The 21,499-nt window shown below is 64.2% G+C and carries 19 protein-coding genes and 4 tRNA genes; 11 read left to right on the top strand and 12 right to left on the bottom strand.

Going from position 1 to position 21,499, the window contains the following annotated elements; genetic code table 11:
- Positions 1 to 429: 429 nt before the first annotated feature.
- The 7 genes from LQ564_RS08535 to cysS all read right to left on the bottom strand — a co-directional run bounded on the left by LQ564_RS08535 (position 430) and on the right by cysS (position 9,320).
- Complete coding sequence (locus LQ564_RS08535) at positions 430 to 2,679, bottom strand: TonB-dependent receptor domain-containing protein (RefSeq protein WP_231057678.1); 2,250 nt, start codon at positions 2,677 to 2,679, stop codon at positions 430 to 432.
- Positions 2,680 to 3,187: 508 nt separating this feature from the next.
- A tRNA-Ser gene (locus LQ564_RS08530) sits at positions 3,188 to 3,280 on the bottom strand.
- Between the two features lie 100 nt (positions 3,281 to 3,380).
- A complete protein-coding gene (locus LQ564_RS08525; protein ID WP_231057677.1) occupies positions 3,381 to 4,628 on the bottom strand; it encodes an aspartate kinase in 1,248 nt (415 codons plus the stop codon).
- Positions 4,629 to 4,777: 149 nt separating this feature from the next.
- Positions 4,778 to 6,187 (bottom strand): tRNA lysidine(34) synthetase TilS, encoded by a 1,410-nt coding sequence (gene tilS / locus LQ564_RS08520; RefSeq protein ID WP_503827148.1) that lies wholly within the window; start codon positions 6,185 to 6,187, stop codon positions 4,778 to 4,780.
- Positions 6,184 to 7,161, bottom strand: coding sequence for an acetyl-CoA carboxylase carboxyltransferase subunit alpha (locus LQ564_RS08515; protein WP_231057676.1), 978 nt, complete (start codon positions 7,159 to 7,161; stop codon positions 6,184 to 6,186). The genes tilS and LQ564_RS08515 overlap by 4 nt, the downstream gene beginning before the upstream one ends.
- 120 nt (positions 7,162 to 7,281) lie before the next feature.
- Positions 7,282 to 7,935, bottom strand: coding sequence for a DNA-3-methyladenine glycosylase family protein (locus tag LQ564_RS08510; RefSeq protein WP_231057675.1), 654 nt, complete (start codon positions 7,933 to 7,935; stop codon positions 7,282 to 7,284).
- The gene (gene cysS / locus LQ564_RS08505; protein ID WP_231057674.1) at positions 7,935 to 9,320 is read right to left on the bottom strand and encodes a cysteine--tRNA ligase; all 1,386 of its coding nucleotides are present in this window, start codon (positions 9,318 to 9,320) and stop codon (positions 7,935 to 7,937) included. Before cysS ends, LQ564_RS08510 begins: the two co-directional genes overlap by 1 nt.
- Before the next feature lie 215 nt (positions 9,321 to 9,535).
- Here cysS and LQ564_RS08500 point away from each other — a divergent pair, with 215 nt between their 5' ends.
- Genes LQ564_RS08500 through LQ564_RS08490 form a run of 3 tightly spaced genes read left to right on the top strand, consistent with a single transcriptional unit; the run spans position 9,536 to position 11,524 of the window.
- Positions 9,536 to 10,195 (top strand): peptidylprolyl isomerase, encoded by a 660-nt coding sequence (locus LQ564_RS08500; protein ID WP_231057673.1) that lies wholly within the window; start codon positions 9,536 to 9,538, stop codon positions 10,193 to 10,195.
- Between the two features lie 50 nt (positions 10,196 to 10,245).
- Entirely contained in the window at positions 10,246 to 10,737 is a 492-nt protein-coding gene (locus LQ564_RS08495; RefSeq protein ID WP_231057672.1) for a peptidylprolyl isomerase, read from the top strand.
- 40 nt (positions 10,738 to 10,777) lie between these two features.
- Complete coding sequence (locus LQ564_RS08490; RefSeq protein ID WP_231057671.1) at positions 10,778 to 11,524, top strand: UDP-2,3-diacylglucosamine diphosphatase; 747 nt, start codon at positions 10,778 to 10,780, stop codon at positions 11,522 to 11,524.
- Positions 11,525 to 11,546: 22 nt separating this feature from the next.
- Here the strand turns inward: LQ564_RS08490 and LQ564_RS08485 are convergent, their stop codons facing one another.
- Positions 11,547 to 12,053, bottom strand: a complete 507-nt coding sequence (locus LQ564_RS08485; RefSeq protein WP_231057670.1) for a type II TA system antitoxin MqsA family protein — start codon at positions 12,051 to 12,053, stop codon at positions 11,547 to 11,549.
- Between the two features lie 78 nt (positions 12,054 to 12,131).
- Here LQ564_RS08485 and LQ564_RS08480 point away from each other — a divergent pair, with 78 nt between their 5' ends.
- From LQ564_RS08480 to LQ564_RS08460, 5 genes are read left to right on the top strand one after another with little or no spacing between them, the layout of a single operon-like run.
- Complete coding sequence (locus LQ564_RS08480) at positions 12,132 to 12,509, top strand: GntR family transcriptional regulator (RefSeq protein WP_231057669.1); 378 nt, start codon at positions 12,132 to 12,134, stop codon at positions 12,507 to 12,509.
- Positions 12,506 to 13,363 (top strand): ABC transporter ATP-binding protein, encoded by an 858-nt coding sequence (locus tag LQ564_RS08475; protein WP_231057668.1) that lies wholly within the window; start codon positions 12,506 to 12,508, stop codon positions 13,361 to 13,363. Before LQ564_RS08480 ends, LQ564_RS08475 begins: the two co-directional genes overlap by 4 nt.
- Positions 13,360 to 14,325: a hypothetical protein gene (locus LQ564_RS08470; RefSeq protein WP_231057667.1), complete on the top strand. Its 966-nt coding sequence runs from the start codon at positions 13,360 to 13,362 to the stop codon at positions 14,323 to 14,325. Before LQ564_RS08475 ends, LQ564_RS08470 begins: the two co-directional genes overlap by 4 nt.
- A gap of 4 nt (positions 14,326 to 14,329) precedes the next feature.
- Entirely contained in the window at positions 14,330 to 15,097 is a 768-nt protein-coding gene (locus LQ564_RS08465) for a hypothetical protein (RefSeq protein ID WP_231057666.1), read from the top strand.
- Complete coding sequence (locus tag LQ564_RS08460) at positions 15,094 to 15,918, top strand: hypothetical protein (protein ID WP_231057665.1); 825 nt, start codon at positions 15,094 to 15,096, stop codon at positions 15,916 to 15,918. Before LQ564_RS08465 ends, LQ564_RS08460 begins: the two co-directional genes overlap by 4 nt.
- Here the strand turns inward: LQ564_RS08460 and LQ564_RS08455 are convergent.
- The 4 genes from LQ564_RS08455 to rnr all read right to left on the bottom strand — a co-directional run bounded on the left by LQ564_RS08455 (position 15,878) and on the right by rnr (position 20,785).
- Positions 15,878 to 16,537: a YceH family protein gene (locus LQ564_RS08455; RefSeq protein WP_231057664.1), complete on the bottom strand. Its 660-nt coding sequence runs from the start codon at positions 16,535 to 16,537 to the stop codon at positions 15,878 to 15,880. The two genes, LQ564_RS08460 and LQ564_RS08455, sit on opposite strands and share 41 nt — an antisense overlap.
- 8 nt (positions 16,538 to 16,545) lie before the next feature.
- On the bottom strand, positions 16,546 to 17,295 hold the full coding sequence (gene cysE, locus LQ564_RS08450; RefSeq protein WP_231057663.1) for a serine O-acetyltransferase: 750 nt from the start codon (positions 17,293 to 17,295) through the stop codon (positions 16,546 to 16,548).
- A gap of 226 nt (positions 17,296 to 17,521) precedes the next feature.
- On the bottom strand, positions 17,522 to 18,265 hold the full coding sequence (rlmB, locus tag LQ564_RS08445; protein WP_231057662.1) for a 23S rRNA (guanosine(2251)-2'-O)-methyltransferase RlmB: 744 nt from the start codon (positions 18,263 to 18,265) through the stop codon (positions 17,522 to 17,524).
- Between the two features lie 3 nt (positions 18,266 to 18,268).
- A complete protein-coding gene (rnr, locus tag LQ564_RS08440) occupies positions 18,269 to 20,785 on the bottom strand; it encodes a ribonuclease R (protein WP_231057661.1) in 2,517 nt (838 codons plus the stop codon).
- A 325-nt stretch (positions 20,786 to 21,110) separates the two neighbouring features.
- On the opposite strand from rnr, the gene LQ564_RS08435 reads away from it, so the two are divergent.
- From LQ564_RS08435 to LQ564_RS08425, 3 genes are all read left to right on the top strand, one after another.
- Positions 21,111 to 21,195: transfer RNA gene (locus LQ564_RS08435), tRNA-Leu, on the top strand.
- A 59-nt stretch (positions 21,196 to 21,254) separates the two neighbouring features.
- A tRNA-Leu gene (locus tag LQ564_RS08430) sits at positions 21,255 to 21,339 on the top strand.
- A 51-nt stretch (positions 21,340 to 21,390) separates the two neighbouring features.
- A tRNA-Leu gene (locus tag LQ564_RS08425) sits at positions 21,391 to 21,475 on the top strand.
- Positions 21,476 to 21,499: the final 24 nt, after the last annotated feature.

Here is a 21,499-nt window from a genome sequence, read left to right as displayed (position 1 = left end):
TACATCTCGCTTATTTGATAATGCCTCCTCATTATCAACGCATAGGTGAAGCTTGGCAACACCAATGGTGTCTCACTCGCGTTCGTTGTCATCCGTTGGCCGCTTCAAGCCATTCGTCTTGGCCGCGCATGCGCTGTACCTGCTGCCGTGCGCCATCGCCGCCGTGCTGACGTCGGCCATGTGCCCTGCTTGTGCTGGTAATGGTCTGGATCGTGACCACCGTCCTGCTCCCGCGTATCCTGCGACCAAGCGGGCGGAAAGTTTGAATGTGCGCCGTTCTGCGGCCACCTCCACTCGCGCTCCTCGCACTGCGCTTCGTCCACTTGCGTAACGCCGCCGCCACGCCACGCCACCGGATGGCTCCACCAGCCGGGTAGCGGGCTTCCTTCCATCCCCGCGCTAGCGCCCGCACTGCGGCCAACGTCGAGGTCAGAATCCGTAGCGCGCCCCGAATGCGATGCTGCGCCCCCGCAGCGGCGACTGGTTCTTCACGAAAGACGCATGGGAGAACGCCAGTTCATCGGTCAGGTTGGTGCCGCGCGCATACAATTCCAGCGACGTGCGCGCGCCCAGGTCGACGCGGTAGGCCACGGTGGCGTTGACCATGTTGTAGCCCGCGGTCTCGGTTTCGTAGGCGGCGATGCGATGCTGGCTGAAGGTGTGCGCCAGTTCGACATCGGCCGAAAGCGCGCCCCATTTGTGCTCGTAGCGCGCGCCCAGGCGCCCGCGCGGGACCCGCGGCAGATTGGCGCCCCCGCTCTTCATGCGCGCGTGCACATGGTCGCCGAACACGGTGAGGCGCGACGCCGGCGTGAGCCGGTAGCTGGCTTGTCCGTCGACGCCGGCGAAGCGCACATCGGCCGCGGTATAGGCCAGGAAGTTGTGCGCGACACCGGTCTCCCTTTCGGTCTCGACCAGCCGCGCGAAGATATAGTCGCCGATGTCCTGGTAAAACACGCCGACCTCGACATCGAGCCGCCCACCGCTCTTGCGCAGGGTCAGGTCGATCGCGTCGGTGGACTCGAGCACATCGCCGGCCGCACGCTTGCCCTCCTTGAACACAGGGTTGTCGACCGCAATCCCGAGTTCGTAGCTGTTGGTCGCGAGGTTGTTGCCACGCGCGTAGAGTTCGCGCACATTCGGCGCGCGCTCGGTATGGCTCAGCGACAGCCCCATCGAATAGCCCTGGCCGAAATTCCAGATGCCGCCCAGCGACGCCGAGAAGGGCTTGTGCCTGGTGCCCGGATTTCGTTTCAAGAAACTCTTGACCTCTTCGGCCTCGAGGATCTGCCGCCACCCGGGTCCATACCACTCGGTAAACAAGGCTTCGTATTCCGGCGTCATGGTGGCGCGGAACTCAGGCGCCGCCACACGCATCTCGCGCCAGTCCTTGCGCAGCGCGAATTCGATATCGAGCGCGCCGAAAGAGCGGCGCTCGCTGAGGAACACGCCGACATTCCTGGTCAGGTGGTAGTAGGGCGGAACGGTGCCGTAGGCGTTGTCGGGGAATGGCACGTGCAGGTCTTCGACGTTGATTCCGCTGAACGTGCCATCCGTATACTGCGCGCCTACCGTGCCGGTAAAGCCCAGCAGCGGCTGGTGGGTGAGCTCGATGCGTCCATCCGACACTTCATTGGTGTAGCGCGTGAACAGCATGGCGCCGTCGACTTCGTCGTGGGCATAGTCGGTGTGCGAAAGGCGCAGGCGCGTATGCGAAAAACCCGGCAGCAGATCGCGGTAGTCGGCGCGCACATCGACCCGGTCGCTGCGCAGCTTGATGAAGGCGGTGTGGCTGTCGGGCGAGCCGAACGGATCGTCGTACCCCCCGTGCGCCGCGCAGTGCAGGTCCAGGCCGTGCGTATGGCATACGCCATTCAGGTGGCTGTGGCCGGGCAGTCCGTAGTCGCTTTTCACGCGCGTGAAGGCGGCGCCGATATGGCCCTGCGGCGTGATCCATGAGGCGCCGACTGCGTAGCTGGTATTCTCGGCGAAGGAATCGGCCAGCACATCGGCGCCATAGTCGCCCGGCACGTCGTAGTTGCCGGCGTGCCGACGCACGGCCTCGGCATGAAGCGCGAACTGGCCGGCGCCGACGGTGACGCGGCCGACCGCGGTCTTTTCGTTGTCTCCGGTGCCGTAGCGGACCTCGGTGGCGCCGCTTGCCCCGCCTTCCGGCATCCGCGTCGGCACTTTGCTGTCGATCAGGTTCACGGCGCCGTTGACGGCATTGCCGCCGTAGCGAATCGCGGCTGGACCGCGGATGACCTCGATCGCGTCGAGCAGCAGCGGATCTGTGGCGATCGCATGGTCTGGCGACACCGAGGAGACGTCGAACAGGGCAGCGCCATCGCTCAACACTTCAATGCGGGGCAGGGTCTGACCGCGTATGACCGGACGCGAGGCGCCGCCGCCGAAGTTATCGAGGTGCACACCCGGCAAGCCGGCCAGCGTCTCGCCCAGCCCGCCCTGGCGCCGGTGCACCAGTTCGGCGCCGGACAGGGTATGGGCAGGCGTGAAGCTCGATTGCGCCTCCCCTTCCCTGCTGGCGGTGACGGTCACCGTGTTATCGATCGCGCCCGGTTCCGTCTGCGGCGCGGGCGCCACCGTCTGCGCATACAAGATGGCAGGCGTCATGGCCAGTGCGATGGTGGCGCTGCCCAGTTTGGTTCTTTTCTTCATCTATTAATCCTGGTGGCGTCGAAGGATGTGTGGAGGCATCCGCTGGCGCCGCGAGCGGTGCCCGACGGAGTGTCCATCTATTTCGATAATGAGAAAGCATTATCGACAAACCGCGATGCGATGACAAGATATTTGTTGCGGATGCCGCGACATCTCATCTCTTCTGAAACCGGCGAGAAAACTCCCAGGCGCGGCATATCCCAGCAACGCAGGCCGGACGGCACTGAGCAAGACAGGCCCCGGCGGTCACTCATCTGCGACAAGCTGCGTCTGATTCAGGCGCCGAATTGGGCACAAAAAATGTTTGCGCTACGCAGGTGCATGTGGGTGTGGGAATAGGCAGATCTCTGCTGTCGCAGCAGCGGAGGTCAATTGAGGAACTTGGCGCGTCGTCGCGCTGACAAGATCGGGATTCGAACCGAGCCAACACTCGTCCGGTCAATAAAAAAACCCGCTGCCCAAGGGCTAGCGGGTTTTCGCGTTAGAGGATTTCTCTAACAAAGATTCCTGGCGGAGACGGTGGGATTCGAACCCACGATACGGGTATAAGCCGTATGCTTCCTTAGCAGGGAAGTGCCTTCGGCCACTCGGCCACGTCTCCAATCAGTGCTGACTTGTGTATCAGTCAGCGCTGAGTGCACGCATCTTAAGGGCTGGTGCACATTGCGTCAAGGACGCACGCCCGAAAATTTTGAAATTTGTTAACCTTGCTCGAGGTTAAACGCCTTATGCAGCGCGCGAACCGCCAGCTCCATGTATTTCTCGTCGATCAAGACCGAAATCTTGATCTCGGAAGTCGAGATCATCATGATGTTGATGCCCTCTTCCGATAGCGTGCGGAACATCTGCGAGGCCACGCCCACGTGGCTGCGCATGCCCACGCCGACGGCCGAGACCTTCGACACCTTGGCATCGCCCAGCACCTTGGCTGCGCCCAGCGCTTCGCGCTGCGATTCCAGCACGCTCATCGCTTTCACATAATCGCCGCGCGAAACGGTGAAGGTGAAATCGGTCTTCCCGTCCACCGACTGGTTCTGGATGATCATGTCGACTTCGACATTGGCCTCGGCGATCGGGCCCAGGATGTGGAAGGCGACGCCCGGCTTGTCCGGCACGCCCAGGATGGTGATCTTGGCTTCATCGCGGTGAAACGCGATACCGGAGATGACGGCTTGTTCCATATTGCTTTCTTCCTCAAACGAAATCAGGGTGCCGGACTTCGCTTCCTCGTCCAGCGGCATCAGGGGATCGGTCAGCGACGACAGCACGCGCGTCGGGACCTGGTAGTTACCGGCGAATTCGACCGAACGGGTCTGCAGCACCTTCGAGCCCAGCGAGGCCAGCTCCAGCATTTCCTCGAAGGTGATCTTGGACAGGCGGCGCGCCTCGTGCACCACGCGCGGGTCGGTCGTGTAGACGCCGTCGACGTCGGTGTAAATCAGGCATTCGTCGGCCTTCAGCGCGGCCGCGATCGCCACCGCCGAGGTGTCCGAACCGCCGCGGCCCAGGGTCGAGATATTGCCATCTTCGTCCATGCCCTGGAAGCCCGTGATGATCACGATCTTGCCCTGGTTCAGGTCATTGCGCACGCGGGTGTCGTCGATCGACTGGATGCGCGCTTTCGTGAACGAGGAGTCGGTGCGGATGCCCGCCTGCCAGCCGGTATAGGAAACCGCATCCTTGCCGATCGCCAGCAGCGCCATCGCCAGCAGGCCGACCGACACCTGCTCGCCGGTGGAGGCGATCATGTCCAGTTCGCGCGGGTCCGGTTGCGCCATGATTTCCTTGGCCAGACCGATCAGGCGGTTGGTCTCGCCGGACATCGCCGACGGCACCACCACGATCTGGTGGCCGGCATCATGCCACTTCGCCACACGGGCCGCGACATTCTTGATACGGTCCGTCGAGCCCATCGACGTACCGCCATACTTGTGGACAATTAAAGCCATATCAGGAAGGGTTCCAGCTTGTTGAAAGGTCAAAAGGGGACCCTAACAATAGCATGCTGCATCGCACTATCACAAGACTCGGGGGGAGAAAAAGCTATACGAAAAGAAAATAAAGTAATACCTTTTTCGCATAGAAACTAGATGCCGAATCAGGTGCTGGCGGACTCCCAACGCAGTGCGATCAGGCCGCCCTGCCCGGCCCGCATGAACTGGCAATCCATGCCGATCGCGGCCGCGAACAGGAGCGCGTGACCGGTGCTGACGATCGGCGCGCGCTCGCGTTCCCAGCTCGGCACGTCCAGCGTTTGATAGTGCTGCTTGAGTGAACGCGTCGGCCGGTTGGGCGCGGGCTTCAGGCGTTCGCCGCCCTTGCGGAAATCGATGATCAACGGCTGCGCGCGCAGCCAGGCCGGATCGAAGCCGCTGTCGGCCCCGTCGAAGTGCAGCACGCCGCCATAGGCCGGGAAGGCGATGCTCGCCTCCCCGTTCCAGCGGAAGGATTGTCCCGGCTTGTCGAGCACGCCTTCATCGTCGGGGTCGCGCATGCCTGCCAGGTCCGGCAGGCGCGGCGTGATGTGGAGTTTGCCGCGGTGGCGGCGGATATGGCAGGCCGGATGGGTGACCTTCAGTTGGGCGTCGTCGCGCGCCGAAAACAATTGCGCGACCATCTCGCCGAGCCAGGCGGTCGAGGGCATCGCCAGGCCGCGCACGGCAAACAGGTGGCGCAGCAGGTTGTCGATGCGGTCGCGGCTGAACGATTGCAGGCGCGCAAGAATGACCGTGTCGCCCGTCATGCAGGCAGCCAGGTCCTGGCTGGCCACCTCGTCGAGGATGCGCTGGGCCGACTCGACGTGCGCCGCGCCGCGCGCCAGGCGCGCCTGGTAGCCGGGGAAGCTGGCGGCGATTGCCGGCATCACCCCATGGCGCAAGGCATTGCGAGTGTAGCGCGGGTCGCCGTTGGATTCGTCCTCGACCCAGGCCAGGCCTTCCTGCGCCGCAAACTGTTCGAGGGCGCCGCGCGCGACGGTCAACAAGGGACGCGCCAGCACCACGTCCGGCGTGCCCAATAACGCCGGCATGCGGCTGGACGCTTCCATGCCGGACAGGCCGGCCGGCCCCGAACCGCGCAGCAGCTGCAGCAGAACGGTTTCGGCCTGGTCATCCAGGTGATGCGCGCTCAGCAGCAGCGGCACGCCATGCGCCGTGCACATGGCGCCGAGGGCGCGGTAGCGCAGCTTGCGCGCCGCCTGCTCGACGCCATCCTTGCCCTTGACGACCTCCACGCGGCGGTGGTCGAACACGGCGCCGAGCGCGGCAGTTGCGGCTTCGCAGTGCGCGAGCCAGGCATCGGCGTTCGGGCTCAGGCCGTGGTGGACGTGGAACACGTACAGGGGAATGCCCTGCTCGCGCGTCCAGGCGTGGGCAAGCCGCAGCAGGGCCATCGAATCGAGGCCGCCGCTACAGGCAACTGCAATGGGTTGGGGGGAGTTACTTGCGCGCAGGCCAAGCATGGCCTGCGCAAAGACCGCGGATGCGGCCTCGGCTGGGGAACGGCTCACTCTTCGGACGGCAGGGTTTCCTTGAACTTACCGTAGGCCATCAGCTTGGCGTGACGGGCGTCCAGCAGGTCCTTGGTCTTCACGCCCTGGAACTGGCGCAGCGTGTCGGCCAGTGCGCGCTTGAGCAACTGCGCCATCTGTTTCGGGTCGCGGTGGGCGCCGCCCAGCGGCTCGCTGACGATCTTGTCGATCAGGCCGATGGCTTTCAGGCGGTGCGCAGTCAGGCCGAGGGCGTCGGCCGCTTCCGGGGCGCGCTCCGAGGTCTTCCACAGGATCGAGGCGCAGCCTTCCGGCGAGATCACGGAATAGGTCGCGTACTGCAGCATCAGCACCGCGTCGCCGACTGCGATCGCCAGCGCGCCGCCCGAACCGCCTTCGCCGATGATGGTGGCGATCAGCGGCACTTTCAATTCGGCCATGACGTACAGGTTATGGCCGATCGCTTCGGACTGGCCGCGCTCTTCGGCGTCGATGCCGGGGAAAGCACCTGGCGTATCCACGAACGTGAAGATCGGCAGGCCGAACTTCTCCGCCACTTTCATCAGGCGCATGGCCTTGCGATAACCTTCGGGCTTCGGCATGCCGAAGTTGCGCATCGCGCGCTCCTTGGTGTCGCGGCCCTTCTGGTGGCCGATGACCATGCAGGGCTGGCCGTTGAAGCGGGCCAGGCCGCCGATGATCGACTGGTCGTCGGCGAAGGTGCGGTCGCCGTGCAGCTCGTGGAAGTCGGTGAAGATCGCGTTCACGTAATCCATCGTGTAGGGACGCTGGGGGTGACGGGCGATCTGCGACACTTGCCATGGGGTCAGCTTGGCGTAGATGTCCTTGGTCAGCTGCTGGCTCTTCTTGGCCAGGCGGTCGATCTCTTCGGAGATGTCGACGGCGGAATCGTCCTGCACGAACCGCAGCTCTTCAATCTTGGATTCCAGCTCGGCGACGGGCTGCTCAAAATTGAGGAAAGTTGTTTTAGTCATTGTACCTCCGGATTATTTCGTGGCCGCAGCGTTCCGTTTTCGCGCGGCGGTGGACTGATTTTGGGCGTATTCTACCGTAGCCTTGGGCGGCTGGGAGGGGGTAAGCTGCTTGAAGCCGGTTTATTGCGGGTCCAGACTGCGCCACAGATACCAGGTTGCCACCGTGCGCCAGGGTTCCCAGTTGGCCGCCACCTCGCGCGCATCGCTGCGGGAAACAGGTTCCCCCGAGAAATAATTCTGGCTGATGCCCTGGATCAGGCCGGGGTCGTCGAGCGGCAGCACGTTCGGACGGAGCAGATTAAATATCAAAAACATCTCCGCTGTCCAGCGGCTGATGCCGCGGATTTGCACCAGTTCGGCGATCACGGCCTCGTCGTCCATCTGCGACCACAGGTCGGCGTGGACCCGTTTCGCCTTGAAATGGTCGGCCAGGTCGAGGATGTATTCGGTCTTGCGCTTGGACAGGCCGCAGCCGGCCAGCTCGCCCGCACCCGCCTTGATCACTTGTGCGGGAGACAGCTTGGGACTGAGCGCCAGCAGCTTGGCCCAGGCCGCGTCGGCCGCCTTCGGCGTCACCTGCTGGCCCACGATCGAACGCGCCAGGGTGGTGAACGGGTCGGGCTGGCCGCGCAGGTGCAGGTCGCCGATCTGCGGGATGAGCTTGTTCATGATGCGGTCGCGCTCCATCAGCGCCGCCTTCGCCTCCGCCCAGTAGGCGGGGACGGTCAGCTCGGCCCCGCCGGCCGCCTCCACCCTGTCCTTGTGCGCCGCCATTATGCGCGGCGCCAGGTCGTCGTTCCGTCCGGCTTGTCTTCCAGGATGATCCCGGCGGCAGTCAGTTCGGCGCGGATGGCGTCCGCTTCGGCAAAATTGCGGGCTTTCTTGGCGGCGGCGCGGCGAGAAATGGCGTCATCGACACCAGCATCACCCGCGTCGCTGCCGCCCTGCAGGTAGGCTTGCGGCGCGCGCTCGAGCAGGCCCAGCACGCCGGCCAGGGCTTTCAATTGACGTGCGGCGTCGAGCGACTTGCTGCGGTTGACCTCACCCGCCAGGTCGAACAGTTCGGCCACGGCCAGCGGCGTGTTGAAATCGTCGTCCATCGCTTCGCGGAAGCGCACCGCGTGTTCCTCGTCCCAATCGACGGTCGGCGACTCTGCATCGATGTCGACCGTCGACAGCGCCGTGTACAGGCGGTTCAGGGCGCCCTTCGCATCGTCGATGTGCGCGTCCGAATAGTTCAGCGGGCTGCGGTAGTGGGCGCGCAGGATGAAGAAGCGGATGACCTCGGCGTCGTACTGCTTGAGCACGTCGCGGATGGTGAAGAAGTTGCCAAGTGACTTGGACATCTTCTCGTTGTCCACGCGCACGAAGCCGTTGTGGATCCAGTAGTTGACCATCTCGCCGCCGAAGGCGCCTTCGGACTGGGCGATCTCGTTCTCGTGATGCGGGAACTGCAGGTCGGCGCCGCCGCCGTGGATGTCGAAGTGTTCGCCGAGGGTGGCGCTGCACATGGCCGAGCACTCGATGTGCCAGCCCGGGCGGCCCTTGCCCCACTTCGAATCCCATTTGGCTTCGGCAGGTTCCGATTCCTTGGCGGCCTTCCACAGCACGAAGTCGAGCGGGTCGCGCTTGGTACTCTTGAGGTCGACGCGTTCGCCGGCGCGCAGGTCGTCGAGCGACTTGCCGGACAGCTTGCCGTAGCCCTCGAAGCCGCGCACGGCATAGTTGACGTCGCCATCCTCGCTCTTGTAGGCGAGGCCCTTGGCTTCGAGCTGCTCGATGATCGACAGCATCTGCGGCACGTATTCGGTGGCGCGCGGCACGACGGTCGGCGGCAGCATGTTGAGGGCGCCGATGTCCTCGTCCATGTACATCACATTGCGCTCGACCAGCTGCTTGATGCTCTCGCCGTTCTCGACCGCGCGCTTGATGATCTTGTCGTCGATGTCGGTGATGTTGCGGACGTATTTCACTTCGTAGCCCGAGGCCATGAGCCAGCGATAGATGACGTCGAAGGCCATCATCATCCGCGCGTGCCCGACGTGGCAGAAATCGTAGACGGTCATGCCGCACACATACATGCCGACCTTGCCGGCTTCCATCGGGACAAATACCTGCTTATCACGCGCGAGCGTGTTGTAAATCTTCAGTTGGCTCATGGGTAGATTCTGCTGAGGGAGAGGATAGCGACACGGCGAATGTGGGTCGGGATCGTCTGCGGCCTCGGGTGTTGTTCTTCTTTGATAGAATGGGACGTTCTGCGCAAAGTATAGCATTGTTAAAATCCCGGCTGGCCGCATATGGTTCAGCTTTATTTTTCGGGAAAAGACTTGACACCGTTTTGCGCGGTGTCCACCAGAGGAGAGCCTTGACGATGACCACTTCCTTCCGCCGCTCGCTGCTCAAGGGAATCGCCCTGGGCGCCGGCGCCCTTCTCCTGTCCGGCGCCGCGCTGGCGCAGCAGGCCGAGCCGCAGTCCACGCCCCTGACCGAGGAAGCGCCCGCCGCGCCCGTCGTGAAAGGCCCGCGGGTCTCGCTGAAGACCACGCTGGGCGACATCGTCGTCCAGCTCGACGAGGAACGGGCGCCGAAGACCGTCGCCAACTTCATGCAGTACGTCAAGCAGGGCTTCTACAAGGGAACGATCTTCCACCGCGTGATCGACGGCTTCATGATCCAGGCCGGCGGCATGAACGAAAAGTTCGAGGGCCGCAAGACCAACAAGCCGGTCAAGAACGAATCCAATAACGGACTGTCGAACCAGCCATACACGATCTCGATGGCGCGCGAAGACCATCCGGACTCGGCCACCTCGCAATTCTTCATCAACGTGGCCGACAACTCGGGTATCGACTTCCCGAACTACAAGGGTTCCGGCTACACGGTGTTCGGCAAGGTGGTGAAGGGCCAGGAAGTCGTGGACAAGATCAAGGGTGTGATGGTGGACGACGTGCGCGGCATGCAGAACGTGCCGGTGGTGCCGATTTTCATTAAGTCCGTTACCGTGCTCAAGGGCGACAAGCTTGTAAAATAGCGAATGTGCATTCTTGCATCCTTTAACAACACCATAGAACAGGACACCAGATGACCAGCGTACGCATGACCACCAATATGGGCAACATCACCGTCGAACTGGACGCCGACAAGGCGCCGAAGACCGTTGCCAACTTCCTCGACTACGTCAGCAAGGGTCACTTCAGCAACACCATCTTCCACCGCGTGATCAAGGACTTCATGGTCCAGGGCGGCGGCTTCGAACCGGGCATGAAGCAGAAAGCCACCGACGCGACCGTCGAGAACGAAGCCAAGAACGGCCTGAAGAACGACAAGTACACCATCGCCATGGCCCGCACCTCGGCCCCGCACTCGGCCTCGGCCCAGTTCTTCATCAACACCAAGGACAATGCCTTCCTGAACTACCCGGGCCAGGACGGCTGGGGCTACGCCGTGTTCGGCAAAGTCACCGAAGGCCAGGACATCGTCGACCAGATGAACGGCGTCAAGACCACCCGCAGCGGCATGCACTCGGACGTGCCGGTCGACCCGATCGTCATCGAGAAAGTCGAAATTATCTGATGAAGGCGGTGCGCGTGGGGCGGCAGTACCCTTCGGTTCAATGAGCACGCCCGCGCGCGCGTTCGCGCTCTTCATCTCGGACCTGCACCTGCAGGCCTCGCATCCGCGCACGGCCGAAGCGTTCTACCGCTTCCTGGCCGAGCGTGCGGCACATGCCGAGCGGCTTTACCTGCTCGGCGACATCTTCGAATACTGGGCCGGCGACGATGATCTTGCCGAGCCTTTTCACCAGCAAATCATCGGGGCGATCCGCGCGGTCAGCGCCGACGGCACCCGCGTGTACTGGCTGGCCGGGAACCGGGACTTCCTCGTCGGCCCGGGTTTTGCTGAAGCGGCGGGAGTGGAGCTGCTGGAAGAACCGCATCTCATCGAGACCGGCGGCCGCCGCATCGCGCTGGTGCACGGCGACGCCCAGTGCACGGCCGACCTCAAGTACATGGCCTTCCGCGCCCAGGTGCGCGACCGCGAGTGGCAGCAGCAGTTCCTCGGCATGCCGCTAGCGCAGCGCAAGGCGATCATCGCCGGCCTGCGCGAAGGCAGCCGCGAGGCGCAGCAGGGGCAGGCCTACGAGATCATGGATGTGACGCCGGAAGCCGTGGACGCGGTGTTCGCGCGGACCGGGGCGGAGGTGGTCATTCATGGGCATACGCACCGGCCGGCCGTGCACGAGACGGGCGGCAAGCTGCGCTATGTACTGCCGGATTGGGAGCTGGATCAGGAACCGCTGCGCGGTGGCTGGATCGAGCTGGCCGCAGACGGCAGCATTACCACTCACAGCCTTTCGTAGCGTGGGTGGAGGACCGCCCACCCTACCGAACGGCATCCAGTAACTCAGGATGCTTGCCTAGCAGTCTCAAGAGCTTCACCAGCGCCACCGGCGCATGCGCCTCGCCCGCCTCGTAGCGCGCGAAATCTCCCTGCTCGTCACCAAGCAGCTCATCGGCCTTCTGCAAGGTCAAGCCCAGCCGCTTGCGCATCGCCCGGATCGTCTTGAGCTCCTCCGCATCGACCTGCTTGCGAAACGCCTTGATCAGCTCTCCATAATGCTCGTGCTCGCCACTGGCGAACATCACTTCCCTGCACCCCGCGCAGTGCTCGACCGCCACGTCGGCAATCGTCGTGCTCTGCCCCTTGTAGCTGTACTGCATTTCCCTGATCGCATGCGTCAGCGGCGAAACGCCGCAGTTCGGGCATGTCAGCATCGTCTTCTCCTCCTGGTTCGGCCCCCATCCTAGCAAATCGCGCCGGATTGCCGCGCCCGCAAATAATTGTTCGATATGTATGTTTACATTCAGAAAACCACTGTTATACTTCACTACAACACCACTTCAACACAGCACCACATAGGGAGACGCACATGCAACCCGAACCGATACGACAGAGGAGGACTCGACATGACAGTCGGCTGGAATGACAACACCCCCATTTACCGCCAGCTCAAGGAGCGGGTGGTCGGCATGATGCTCGACGGTATCCTGAAAGCCGGCGACGCCCTGCCCTCGGTGCGCCAAATCGCGGCCGAATATCAACTGAATCCGATCACCGTGTCGAAGGCTTACCAGGAACTGGTCGACGAGAACTTAGTGGAAAAGCGAAGGGGAATTGGCATGTACGTTACCGAAGGAGCAAGCGAGAAACTGTTGGCCAGCGAGCGCGAGCGCTTCATCCGCGAGGAATGGCCGGCGATGGTCGAGCGCATCCGCCGTCTCGGCCTGAACGTCGAGCAGCTGCTGCACGCGTCCGGCAACAACGCTCCGGGAGGTTCGGCATGAACGCCGTGATCGAAGCGCGCGGCCTGACCAAGCGTTACGGCAAGCGCACCGCCGTCGACGGCATCGATTTTTCCGTCCCGCCGGGCCGCATCGTCGGCCTGATCGGCCCCAACGGTTCGGGCAAGACCACCACCCTGAAGGCGGCGCTGGGCCTGATCGACTTCGAAGGCGAGCTGTCGGTGCTCGGTTTCGATCCGCGCACCCAGCGCGACGACCTGATGAAGGAAGTCTGCTTCATCGCCGACGTCGCCATCCTGCCGCGCTGGCTGCGGGTGAAGGATGCGATCGACTTCGTGGAAGGCGTGCACCCGCGCTTCGACCGCAAGAAGGCCGAGCGCTACGTGGCGAACACGAAGCTCAAGCCCGGCATGAAGGTCAAGGAGATGTCGAAGGGGATGATCGTCCAGCTGCACCTGGCGCTGGTCATGGCCATCGACGCGAAACTGCTGGTGCTGGACGAGCCGACCCTGGGCCTGGACATCATCTACCGCAAGACCTTCTACCAGAACCTGCTGGAAGACTACTTCGACGAGCAGAAGACCATCGTCATCACCACCCACCAGGTGGAAGAGGTCGAGCACATCCTGACCGACCTGATGTTCATCCGCGACGGCCGCATCGTGCTGGCCGCCACGATGGAGGAGATCGGCGAGCGCTACACCGAAGTAATGGTCCCGCCGGACAAGGTCGGCGCCGCCAGCGCGCTGGCGCCGATCGACCAGCGCACCGTGTTCGGCAAGCAGGTCATGCTGTTCGACGGCGTCTGCCGCACCCAGCTCGGCCAGCTCGGCGAAGTCCGCAATCCCAGCGTCGCCGACCTGTTCGTGGCGACCATGAAAGGAACCTACGCATGAAATCGATGAAATGGCTGCTCCGGCGCGAGATCTGGGAGCACAAGGGCGCCTTCTTCTGGACCCCGCTGCTGATCGCGGCGGCGATGGTGATCCTGATGGGCGGCGGCTTTGCCTACAGCGTGGCCTTCGGCAACGTGGAAAACATCCGCTTCCACGGCGACCTGGTGTCGGTCGATGGCGTGCCGCAGGCGATGCGCTACAAGATCGCGCACATCGCCGCCAGCGCCTACCTGGGCGCCGCCGCGCCGCTGTTCCTGGTGCTGGCCGTCGTCGTGTTCTTCTACTGCCTGTCCGCCCTGCACGACGACCGCCGCGACCGCAGCATCCTGTTCTGGAAGTCGCTGCCGCTGTCGGACCGCGACACCGTGCTGTCGAAGGTCGTCACCGCCCTGTGCGTCGCGCCCCTGGTGACGATCGCGATCAGCGTCGCCACCTCGCTGCTGCTCCTGGTAATCGGCATGCTGGCCGCCGCCGGCAAGGGCCTGAACCTGTTCGCGCCGGTCCTGACCGACCTGAACCTGTACCTGAGCCCCTTCTACCTGCTCGCCTTCCTGCCGCTCTACATCCTGTGGGCGCTGCCGACGGTCGGCTGGCTGCTGCTGGTGTCGAGCTGGGCGAAGTCCAAGGTCTTCCTGTGGGCGGTCGGGATTCCGCTGGTGACCCTGCTGCTGCTGTTCTGGCTCAACTTCATCATCAGCCCGATCGCGCCGGTGCACTTCGACATCGACTTCATCGGCAAGGAGATCGTCACCCGCATGCTCGGCGGCCTGTTCCCGGGCGCGTGGATGAGCGAGGTGGATGGTTCGCGCCTGCGGCAGATGAAGGAGGGCCTGGACGCCGGCGCGGTGCTGGGCGAGTCCTACCGCACCCTGGCCAATCCGGGCGTGTGGCTGGGCGCGATCGCAGGCGGCGCCATGATTGTCGGTGCGATCCGCCTGCGCCGCTGGCGCGACGAGGGCTGAGCAGATGCGCGCCCTCCCCGCCCTGCTGTTCGGCAGCGTGCTCCTGTGCGGCGCCGCCGGCGCCGCGGACCAGCCGGTCCGCGAGCTCGAACCTGTGCACGTGAACGCCATGCGCGATCCGGAAGTCCGCAAGTACAAGGTGATCCTGGCTGGCCTCGATGCGTTCGACGACTACCACCGGATGGCGCCGCGGGCCGACCGGCTGCGCTTCCGGCTGGACAAGCGCAGCAAGGTCGAGGACACGGGTCCCGCGCCGGCGGTGCGCCTGGTCGGCAACGACGGCTTCGAGCTGCCGCTGCCGATCGGCGCCGACGGCCGCTTCACGGTGCCGAGGAGCGATGAGGCGGAGGACGCGGACAGCGAACTCGAACTCAATCGCAAGCGCAAGCTGTACCGGATCGCGGCCGACATCAGGACGCCGGGCCTGGCTCCGAACCAGCGCCGCCTGGGCGACCTGCGGCTCGAATGCCGGGTCACCGTGGCCATGGCCAAGGTCGAGATTCCCTTCGTGCTCCGGGCCCTGATCAACAGCATCCTGCTCACGACCGACTGGTGCAGCTTCTTCGACAACAAGAAGAACACGACCTTCAGCTTCACTGCGGAGCAGCCGGTGCTTGAAGCCGTACTGGTGGAGGGCAACCGGTCGGCGCTGCTGCGCAGCAGCGGACGCTCCTACAGCGTGCCGCTCGGAGAAGGCACGTGGAGCGACGACGCCATCATCGAATTGCAGTACGCCCCACCGGCGGCGGACAAACAGGAGGACGACGCTTGAAAACACTCCACACCCTTGCGCTCGGCGCCCTGCTCGCTGGCGGCAGCGCCGCTGCGGCCGACACCCAGCCGGTGCGCGAACTCGACCCGGTGCACGTCAATGCGATGCGCAATCCGGAAGTGCGCAAGTACAAGCACATCCTGGCGGGCCTCGACACCTTCGACAAGCATCACGCGCTGGCGCCGCGGGTCGACCGGCTGCGCTTCGTGGCCGAGCCGCGCAAGAAGCAGGAAACACCCGCCGTGCTCAAGGTGCGCCTGGCCGGCGACGACGGCTTCACCCTGCCGATCGCGGTCGATGCCGCGGGCCGCTTCGAGGTGCCGCGCAGCGAGGCGGCCGAGGATGCGAAGAGCGAGCTGGAACTGAACCAGAAAAAGGGGGCCTACCGCATCGCGGTCGAGGTGAAGACGCCGGGCCTGCCGGACAACCGGCGGCGCCTGGGCGACCTGCGCCTCGAATGCAAGGTACAGATCGCGATCGCGAAATCGGAGATCCCCTTCTACTGGGTGGGCGTGATCAACGGCTTCCTGCTGCGGACCGACTGGTGCAGCTTCTTCGGTGACGAGAAATCGACGGCCTACGACGGCGCCGCCAGGGACGCGCACTTCGGCTACCGCGCCGGGCGTCCGATCAAGGAGGCGATCCTGGTCGAGGGCAATCGCTCGGCGCTGTTGCGCAGCAAAGGCCAGTCCTTCGAGGTCCCGATCGGGAATTCGACCTGGAGCGACGAGGCGATGGTCGAGCTGACCTTCCTCGATGACGCTCCGCTGGTCACGGCGTCTACTGGAACTGCTGGCGAAACGCCTCGAACTGCGCCTTGAGGTCTTCGAGTTCGCCGCGCAAGGCGGCGACTTCGCCTTCCAGCTGGCCGATGCGGCTGGCGCCGCCGCCGCCGAGGCCGGCGCCGCTGCTCGGCGCCTCGTAGGTGGCGCTGATCTCGCCGCCCAGCAGCTGGCCGTAGCGCGATTCCTTGGTGCCGGGGGCGCGTTCCAGGCGCGCCACCAGCGGTGGGTATTTATCGATCAGGAACTGCAGCACGGTCTCGACTTCCTGCACGGTCTTGAACTCGAACAGGCGGCCGGTGCGGGTGCGGATCTCGCCGGCGGTCTGCAGGCCGCGCAGCATCAGGATCGCCAGCACCGCCACCTTGTCCTGCTCCAGCGTCCACTTGATGCGCATCCGGTGCTCGTACTTCACCACGCGCGCGCCGGCCTGCGAGACCGCGCTGACCAGCTTCTTTTCGATCAGGCGCTGCAGGGTGTCCTGGGCCAGCTCGTCGGTGAGCTGCATGATCGGGTCGCGGCTCGACACCTGGTTGCAGCCGTTGACGATCGCGTTCAGGGACATCGGGTAGTTATCGGAGGTCAGCGCTTCTTTTTCGGCGAGCACCGCCAGTACGCGGATTTCATGCGGGTCCAGCACAGTCTCGTCATTCGTCATGCAATTCCTCAGTCGACCAGTCGGTTCAGTTGTTCGGAATCGAGTTTATCACCCTCGGCCACCTTCGGACAGCACAGGCCGGCCTCCCGCATCGTGGTGCTCATGCGCTCGATCTGCTCGTCCTGGCGCGCCACGTGGTCGACCAGGGCGCGCAGGGCTTTCGAAAGCGGGTCGTCGCCGTTGGCCGTGACGCCGTAGGCCGCGAACAGCTGGGCGCCGCGCGACTGCTCTTCCTTGCGGATGATGTGAGCCGGATTGCCGACCGCCGTGGCGCCGGCGGGGACCGGCTTGATGACGACCGCGTTCGAGCCGATCTTGGCGTACTCGCCCACCGTGAACGCGCCCAGCACCTGGGCGCCGGCGCCGACGATCACCCCGCGCTCCAGCGTCGGATGGCGCTTGGTGCCGGCCACCAGCGTGGTGCCGCCGAGCGTGACGCCCTGGTAGATGGTGCAATCGTCACCGACCACGGCGGTCTCGCCGATGACCACGCCGAAGCCATGGTCGATGAAGACCCGGCGGCCGATGGTGGCGCCGGGGTGGATTTCGATGCCGGTCAGGATGCGGGCGAGATAGGAGATGAAGCGGCCGATCCACTTCAGCTTGACGTTCCAGCAGGCGTGGGCCCAGCGGTGCATGATCACCGCATGCAGGCCGGGGTAGCAGGTCAGGACTTCCCAGCCGTTGCGGGCGGCGGGGTCGCGGCTGATGATGCTATGGATATCGCCGCGAAGATTGGCAAATAAGTTGGAAAACATAATAAGGATGATCGCAAACCAACGCTGATGGTAGCGTATGTTTGGGTGGTTTGCTGAGTGGGGCGGGGAAAGGTGGGGTTACTGACTGCGGAACGAACTTGGGTTCCCGCCTTCGCCGGAACGACGGTTCATGGGGACGTGGCCGAAGTCGATGACGTCGATATGCCAACATCATCAATCAACGTCATCCCGGCGAAGGCCGGGATCCAATCTTGCAAAAGACCAGTTAGCCTTCGCGCACAAGCCGCTGGCGGCGCGCCTCGTACAGGCACACGCCAGAAGCCACCGACACGTTCAGACTCTCGACCGACCCGAACATCGGAATATTCACCAGCAAATCGCAGGTCTCGCGCGTCAGACGACGCATCCCCTCGCCTTCCGACCCCATCACCAGCGCCGTCGGCCCGGTGAAGTCGCCTTCGTACAGCCCCTTTTCCGCATCATCCGACGTACCGATCAGCCAGATCCCGCGATCCTTCAGATCACGCATGGTGCGCGCCAGGTTGGTGACCGTAATGTACGGCACGCTCTCGGCAGCCCCGCTGGCGACCTTGGCCGCGGTAGCATTCAGCCCGACCGCCCGGTCCTTCGGCACGATCACCGCATGCGCGCCGGCGCCGTCGGCCACGCGCAGGCAGGCGCCCAGGTTGTGCGGGTCGGTGATGCCGTCCAGGATCAGCAGCAGCGGCGGGCCTTCGATGGCGTCGAGCAGCTCGTCCAGGTTGCGTGCCAGCGCCAGCTGGCTGGCGAAGGCGATCACGCCCTGGTGGCGGCGGGTGCCGGTGATCTTGTCGAGGCGCGAAGGCTCGACCGGCATGACGCGCACGCCGGCCTCTTTCGCATTCGCGATCAGGGCCTTCATGCGGGCGTCGTTGCGCTCGGCGTCGACGAAGATCTCTTCCACCGACTGGGCCTCGTGACGCAAGCGCGAGGTCACCGCGTGGAAACCGAAAAGCATTTTGTTCTTCATGTCTTACTTCTTCTTCCTGCTGGTTTTGGCTGCGGCGGGCCTGGAGACATCCTTGGCCGCCGCTGTGGTTTTCGGTGCGCTCTGTTTGGCTGCACTCCTGGCTGGCGTCTTCGACGCCGTGGTCTTGCGGGCACGCGGGGGCGGGACGAAGACGACGTCTTCTTCCGCCGGCACTTCCTCGACAGCCGGTTCGGCCGGAACGCCCTTGCCCTTGCGCTTCTTCGGCGGCTTCGGCTCCAGCGCCTCGATGGCGGCCTGGCGCGCGCGCTCCAGCGGCGCCGGCTCGGCGGCGGGGGCGTTGTCGGCCAGTACCAGGTCGATCTTGCGCGACTCGAGGTCGACGCGCGCCACCTTCACGTTGACCTTGTCGGTCAGGCCGTAGCGCTGTCCCGTGCGTTCTCCGCGCAGCTCGTGGCGCGCCTCGTCGTACTGGAAGTAGTCGGCGCCGAGGGCGCTGATGTGCACCAGGCCTTCGACGTAGAGCTGGTCGAGGGTCACGAACAGGCCGAAGGCGGTCACGCCCGAGACCGTCGCGGTGAAGTCTTCACCCAGCTTGTCCTGCATGAAGAAGCACTTGAGCCAGTTCTCGACGTCGCGCGACGCTTCGTCGGCGCGGCGCTCGTTGGCCGAGCAGTGCACCCCCAGCGCGTCCCAGATCGTCAGGTCCTTCTCGTTCTTGGCGGTGCCGGCGGCCTTGTCCTTCGCGGCCTGCTTCCTCGCCGAATTCGACAAGGTCGTGTTCAGCTTGCCCAGCTCGATGCCCTTCGGCTCGTACTTCTTCCCTTGCAGGATGGCCTTGATCGCGCGGTGGGTCAGCAAGTCCGGGTAGCGGCGGATCGGGCTGGTGAAGTGGGCGTAGGCCTCATAGGCCAGGCCGAAGTGGCCGACGTTGTCCGGGCTGTAGACCGCCTGCTGCATCGAACGCAGCAGCATGGTCTGCAGCAGGGCCGCGTCCGGGCGCTCCTTGATCTTCTGCATCACCTCGGCGTAGTCGCGCGCGGTCGGCTTGTTGCCGCCGCCCAGGTTCAGGCCGACCAGCTTGAGGAAGGTGCGCAGCTGCAGCAGCTTCTCTTCGGTCGGCACCGCGTGGATGCGGAAGGTGCCCGGGTGCTTGTGGCGGATCAAGAGGTCGGCCGCGCACACGTTCGCCGCCAGCATGCACTCCTCGATCAGGCGGTGCGCATCGTTGCGGGTGCGCGGGATGATCTTTTCGATCTTGCCGACGGCGTTGCAGACGATGTAGGTCTCGGTGGTCTCGAAGTCGATCGCGCCGCGTTCCTGGCGCGCCTTGAGCAGCGCGCGGAACACCTCGTTCAGGTTCAGCAGGTGCGGCACGATGCCCGGACGGCGCTGCGCCTCGGGGCCCGACGTGTTGCCGAGGATGTCGGCCACTTCGTTATAGGTCAGGCGCGCGGCCGAGTGCATCACGGCCGGGTAGAACTGGTAGGCGACCACTTCGCCATCAAGCGTGACCACCATGTCGCACACCAGGGTGCAGCGGTCGACCGCCGGGTTCAGCGAACACAGGCCGTTGGACAGCTTCTCCGGCAGCATGGGAATCACGCGGCGCGGGAAGTAGACCGAGGTGCTGCGCTCGATCGCATCGACGTCCAGCGCGTCGTTCGGCTTCACGTAGTGGCTGACGTCGGCGATCGCCACCAGCAGGCGGTAGCCTTTCGTGCGGCCGAACTTGACCGGTTCGCAGTAGACCGCGTCGTCGAAGTCGCGCGCGTCTTCGCCGTCGATCGTCACCAGGGGCACGTCGCGCAGGTCGACCCGGTCCGCCAGGTCGGCATCGACCACCTCATTGGGCAGGCGATTCGCCTGCTTCAGCGCGGCCGGGGAAAACACGTGCGGCACGCCGAACTTGCGCACGGCGATCTCGATCTCCATGCCGGGGTCGTCCAGCTCGCCCAGCACTTCGGCGATGCGGCCGGTCGGCTGCTGGAAGCGCGAGGGCTGCTCGATCAGCTCGACACTGACCACCTGGCCGGCCTTCGCCTTGCCCGGGCCGCCGGACACCAGCACGTCCTGGCTGATGCGGTTGTCTTCGGGCGAGACGATCCAGACGCCGCCTTCGTTCATCAGGCGCCCGATGATGTGGGTGTTGGCGCGTTCGACGACTTCCACGATCGTGCCTTCCAGGCGGCCGCGGCGGTCGGTGCCGGTGACCTTGGCGCGCACCTTGTCGCCGTTCAGCACCTTGTTCATTTCCTTGTCGTTCAGGAACAGGTCGTCGCCGCCCTCGTCCGGAATGACGAAGCCGTAGCCGTCGCGGTGCGCGCTGACCTTGCCGGTGATGAAACCGGACTGGTCGGCCAGCGTATAACTGCCGCTGCGGTCGGCGCGGATCTGGCCGTCGCGCTCCATCGCGTTCAGGCGGCGGCCGAGGACTTCCTGGGCGGCGGGCTTGACCTTCAGGGTGCGCGCCAGCTCACTGGCGTCGAGCGGGCCCTGGGCACTGCGGAAGACGGCGAGGATTTCCTCGCGGCTTGGAATGGTGTGAGTAGGTTGCTTCAAATCGTTTTCTTATTTCTCTTTAAAGGATTGCTTAATACCTTGGCAGGCGTAGTGTAAGGGATTGCCATCCGATTCGCCTAACATATGCAGCGAAGCGTGCTCGGGGAAACTGTCGGGCGCCCGACTCGACGCGAATGAGGAAGCGCGGCGTGGGCCTTTGACATTTGAAATCCATCCGCTATAATCTCGGTCTCTTCAGCAACGCAGCGATGTGAAGCAGGAGAGAAAGCAGTAGCAGGAAGAGCGTTCAACGCTGCGATCGAACGAAAGTTGATCTAGCGAAAAATGACAAAGCCTGATATTGTAGCAGAGTTAGCAGTTCAGTGCCCACGTGGCGGAATTGGTAGACGCGCATGGTTCAGGTCCATGTGCCGCGAGGTGTGGGGGTTCGAGTCCCTCCGTGGGCACCACTCTACCGGAGCAGTTATCCGCAAGCAGTTCGTTGTACCGTAGTCGTTGCAGTATCAGTGCCCACGTGGCGGAATTGGTAGACGCGCATGGTTCAGGTCCATGTGCCGCGAGGTGTGGGGGTTCGAGTCCCTCCGTGGGCACCATCTACTGGATGTACTCCGCAGTTGTAGTTTTGTTGTTGTAGCAGTATCAGTGCCCACGTGGCGGAATTGGTAGACGCGCATGGTTCAGGTCCATGTGCCGCGAGGTGTGGGGGTTCGAGTCCCTCCGTGGGCACCAAACTCTACCGAAGGACGACAGTCC

Origin of the sequence: Massilia phyllostachyos, assembly GCF_021044825.1 — a bacterium.
Lineage (GTDB): Bacteria > Pseudomonadota > Gammaproteobacteria > Burkholderiales > Burkholderiaceae_D > Telluria > Telluria phyllostachyos.
Note: the sequence above shows the minus strand (reverse complement) of the source record. Positions and strands in the feature narration are given on the sequence as shown.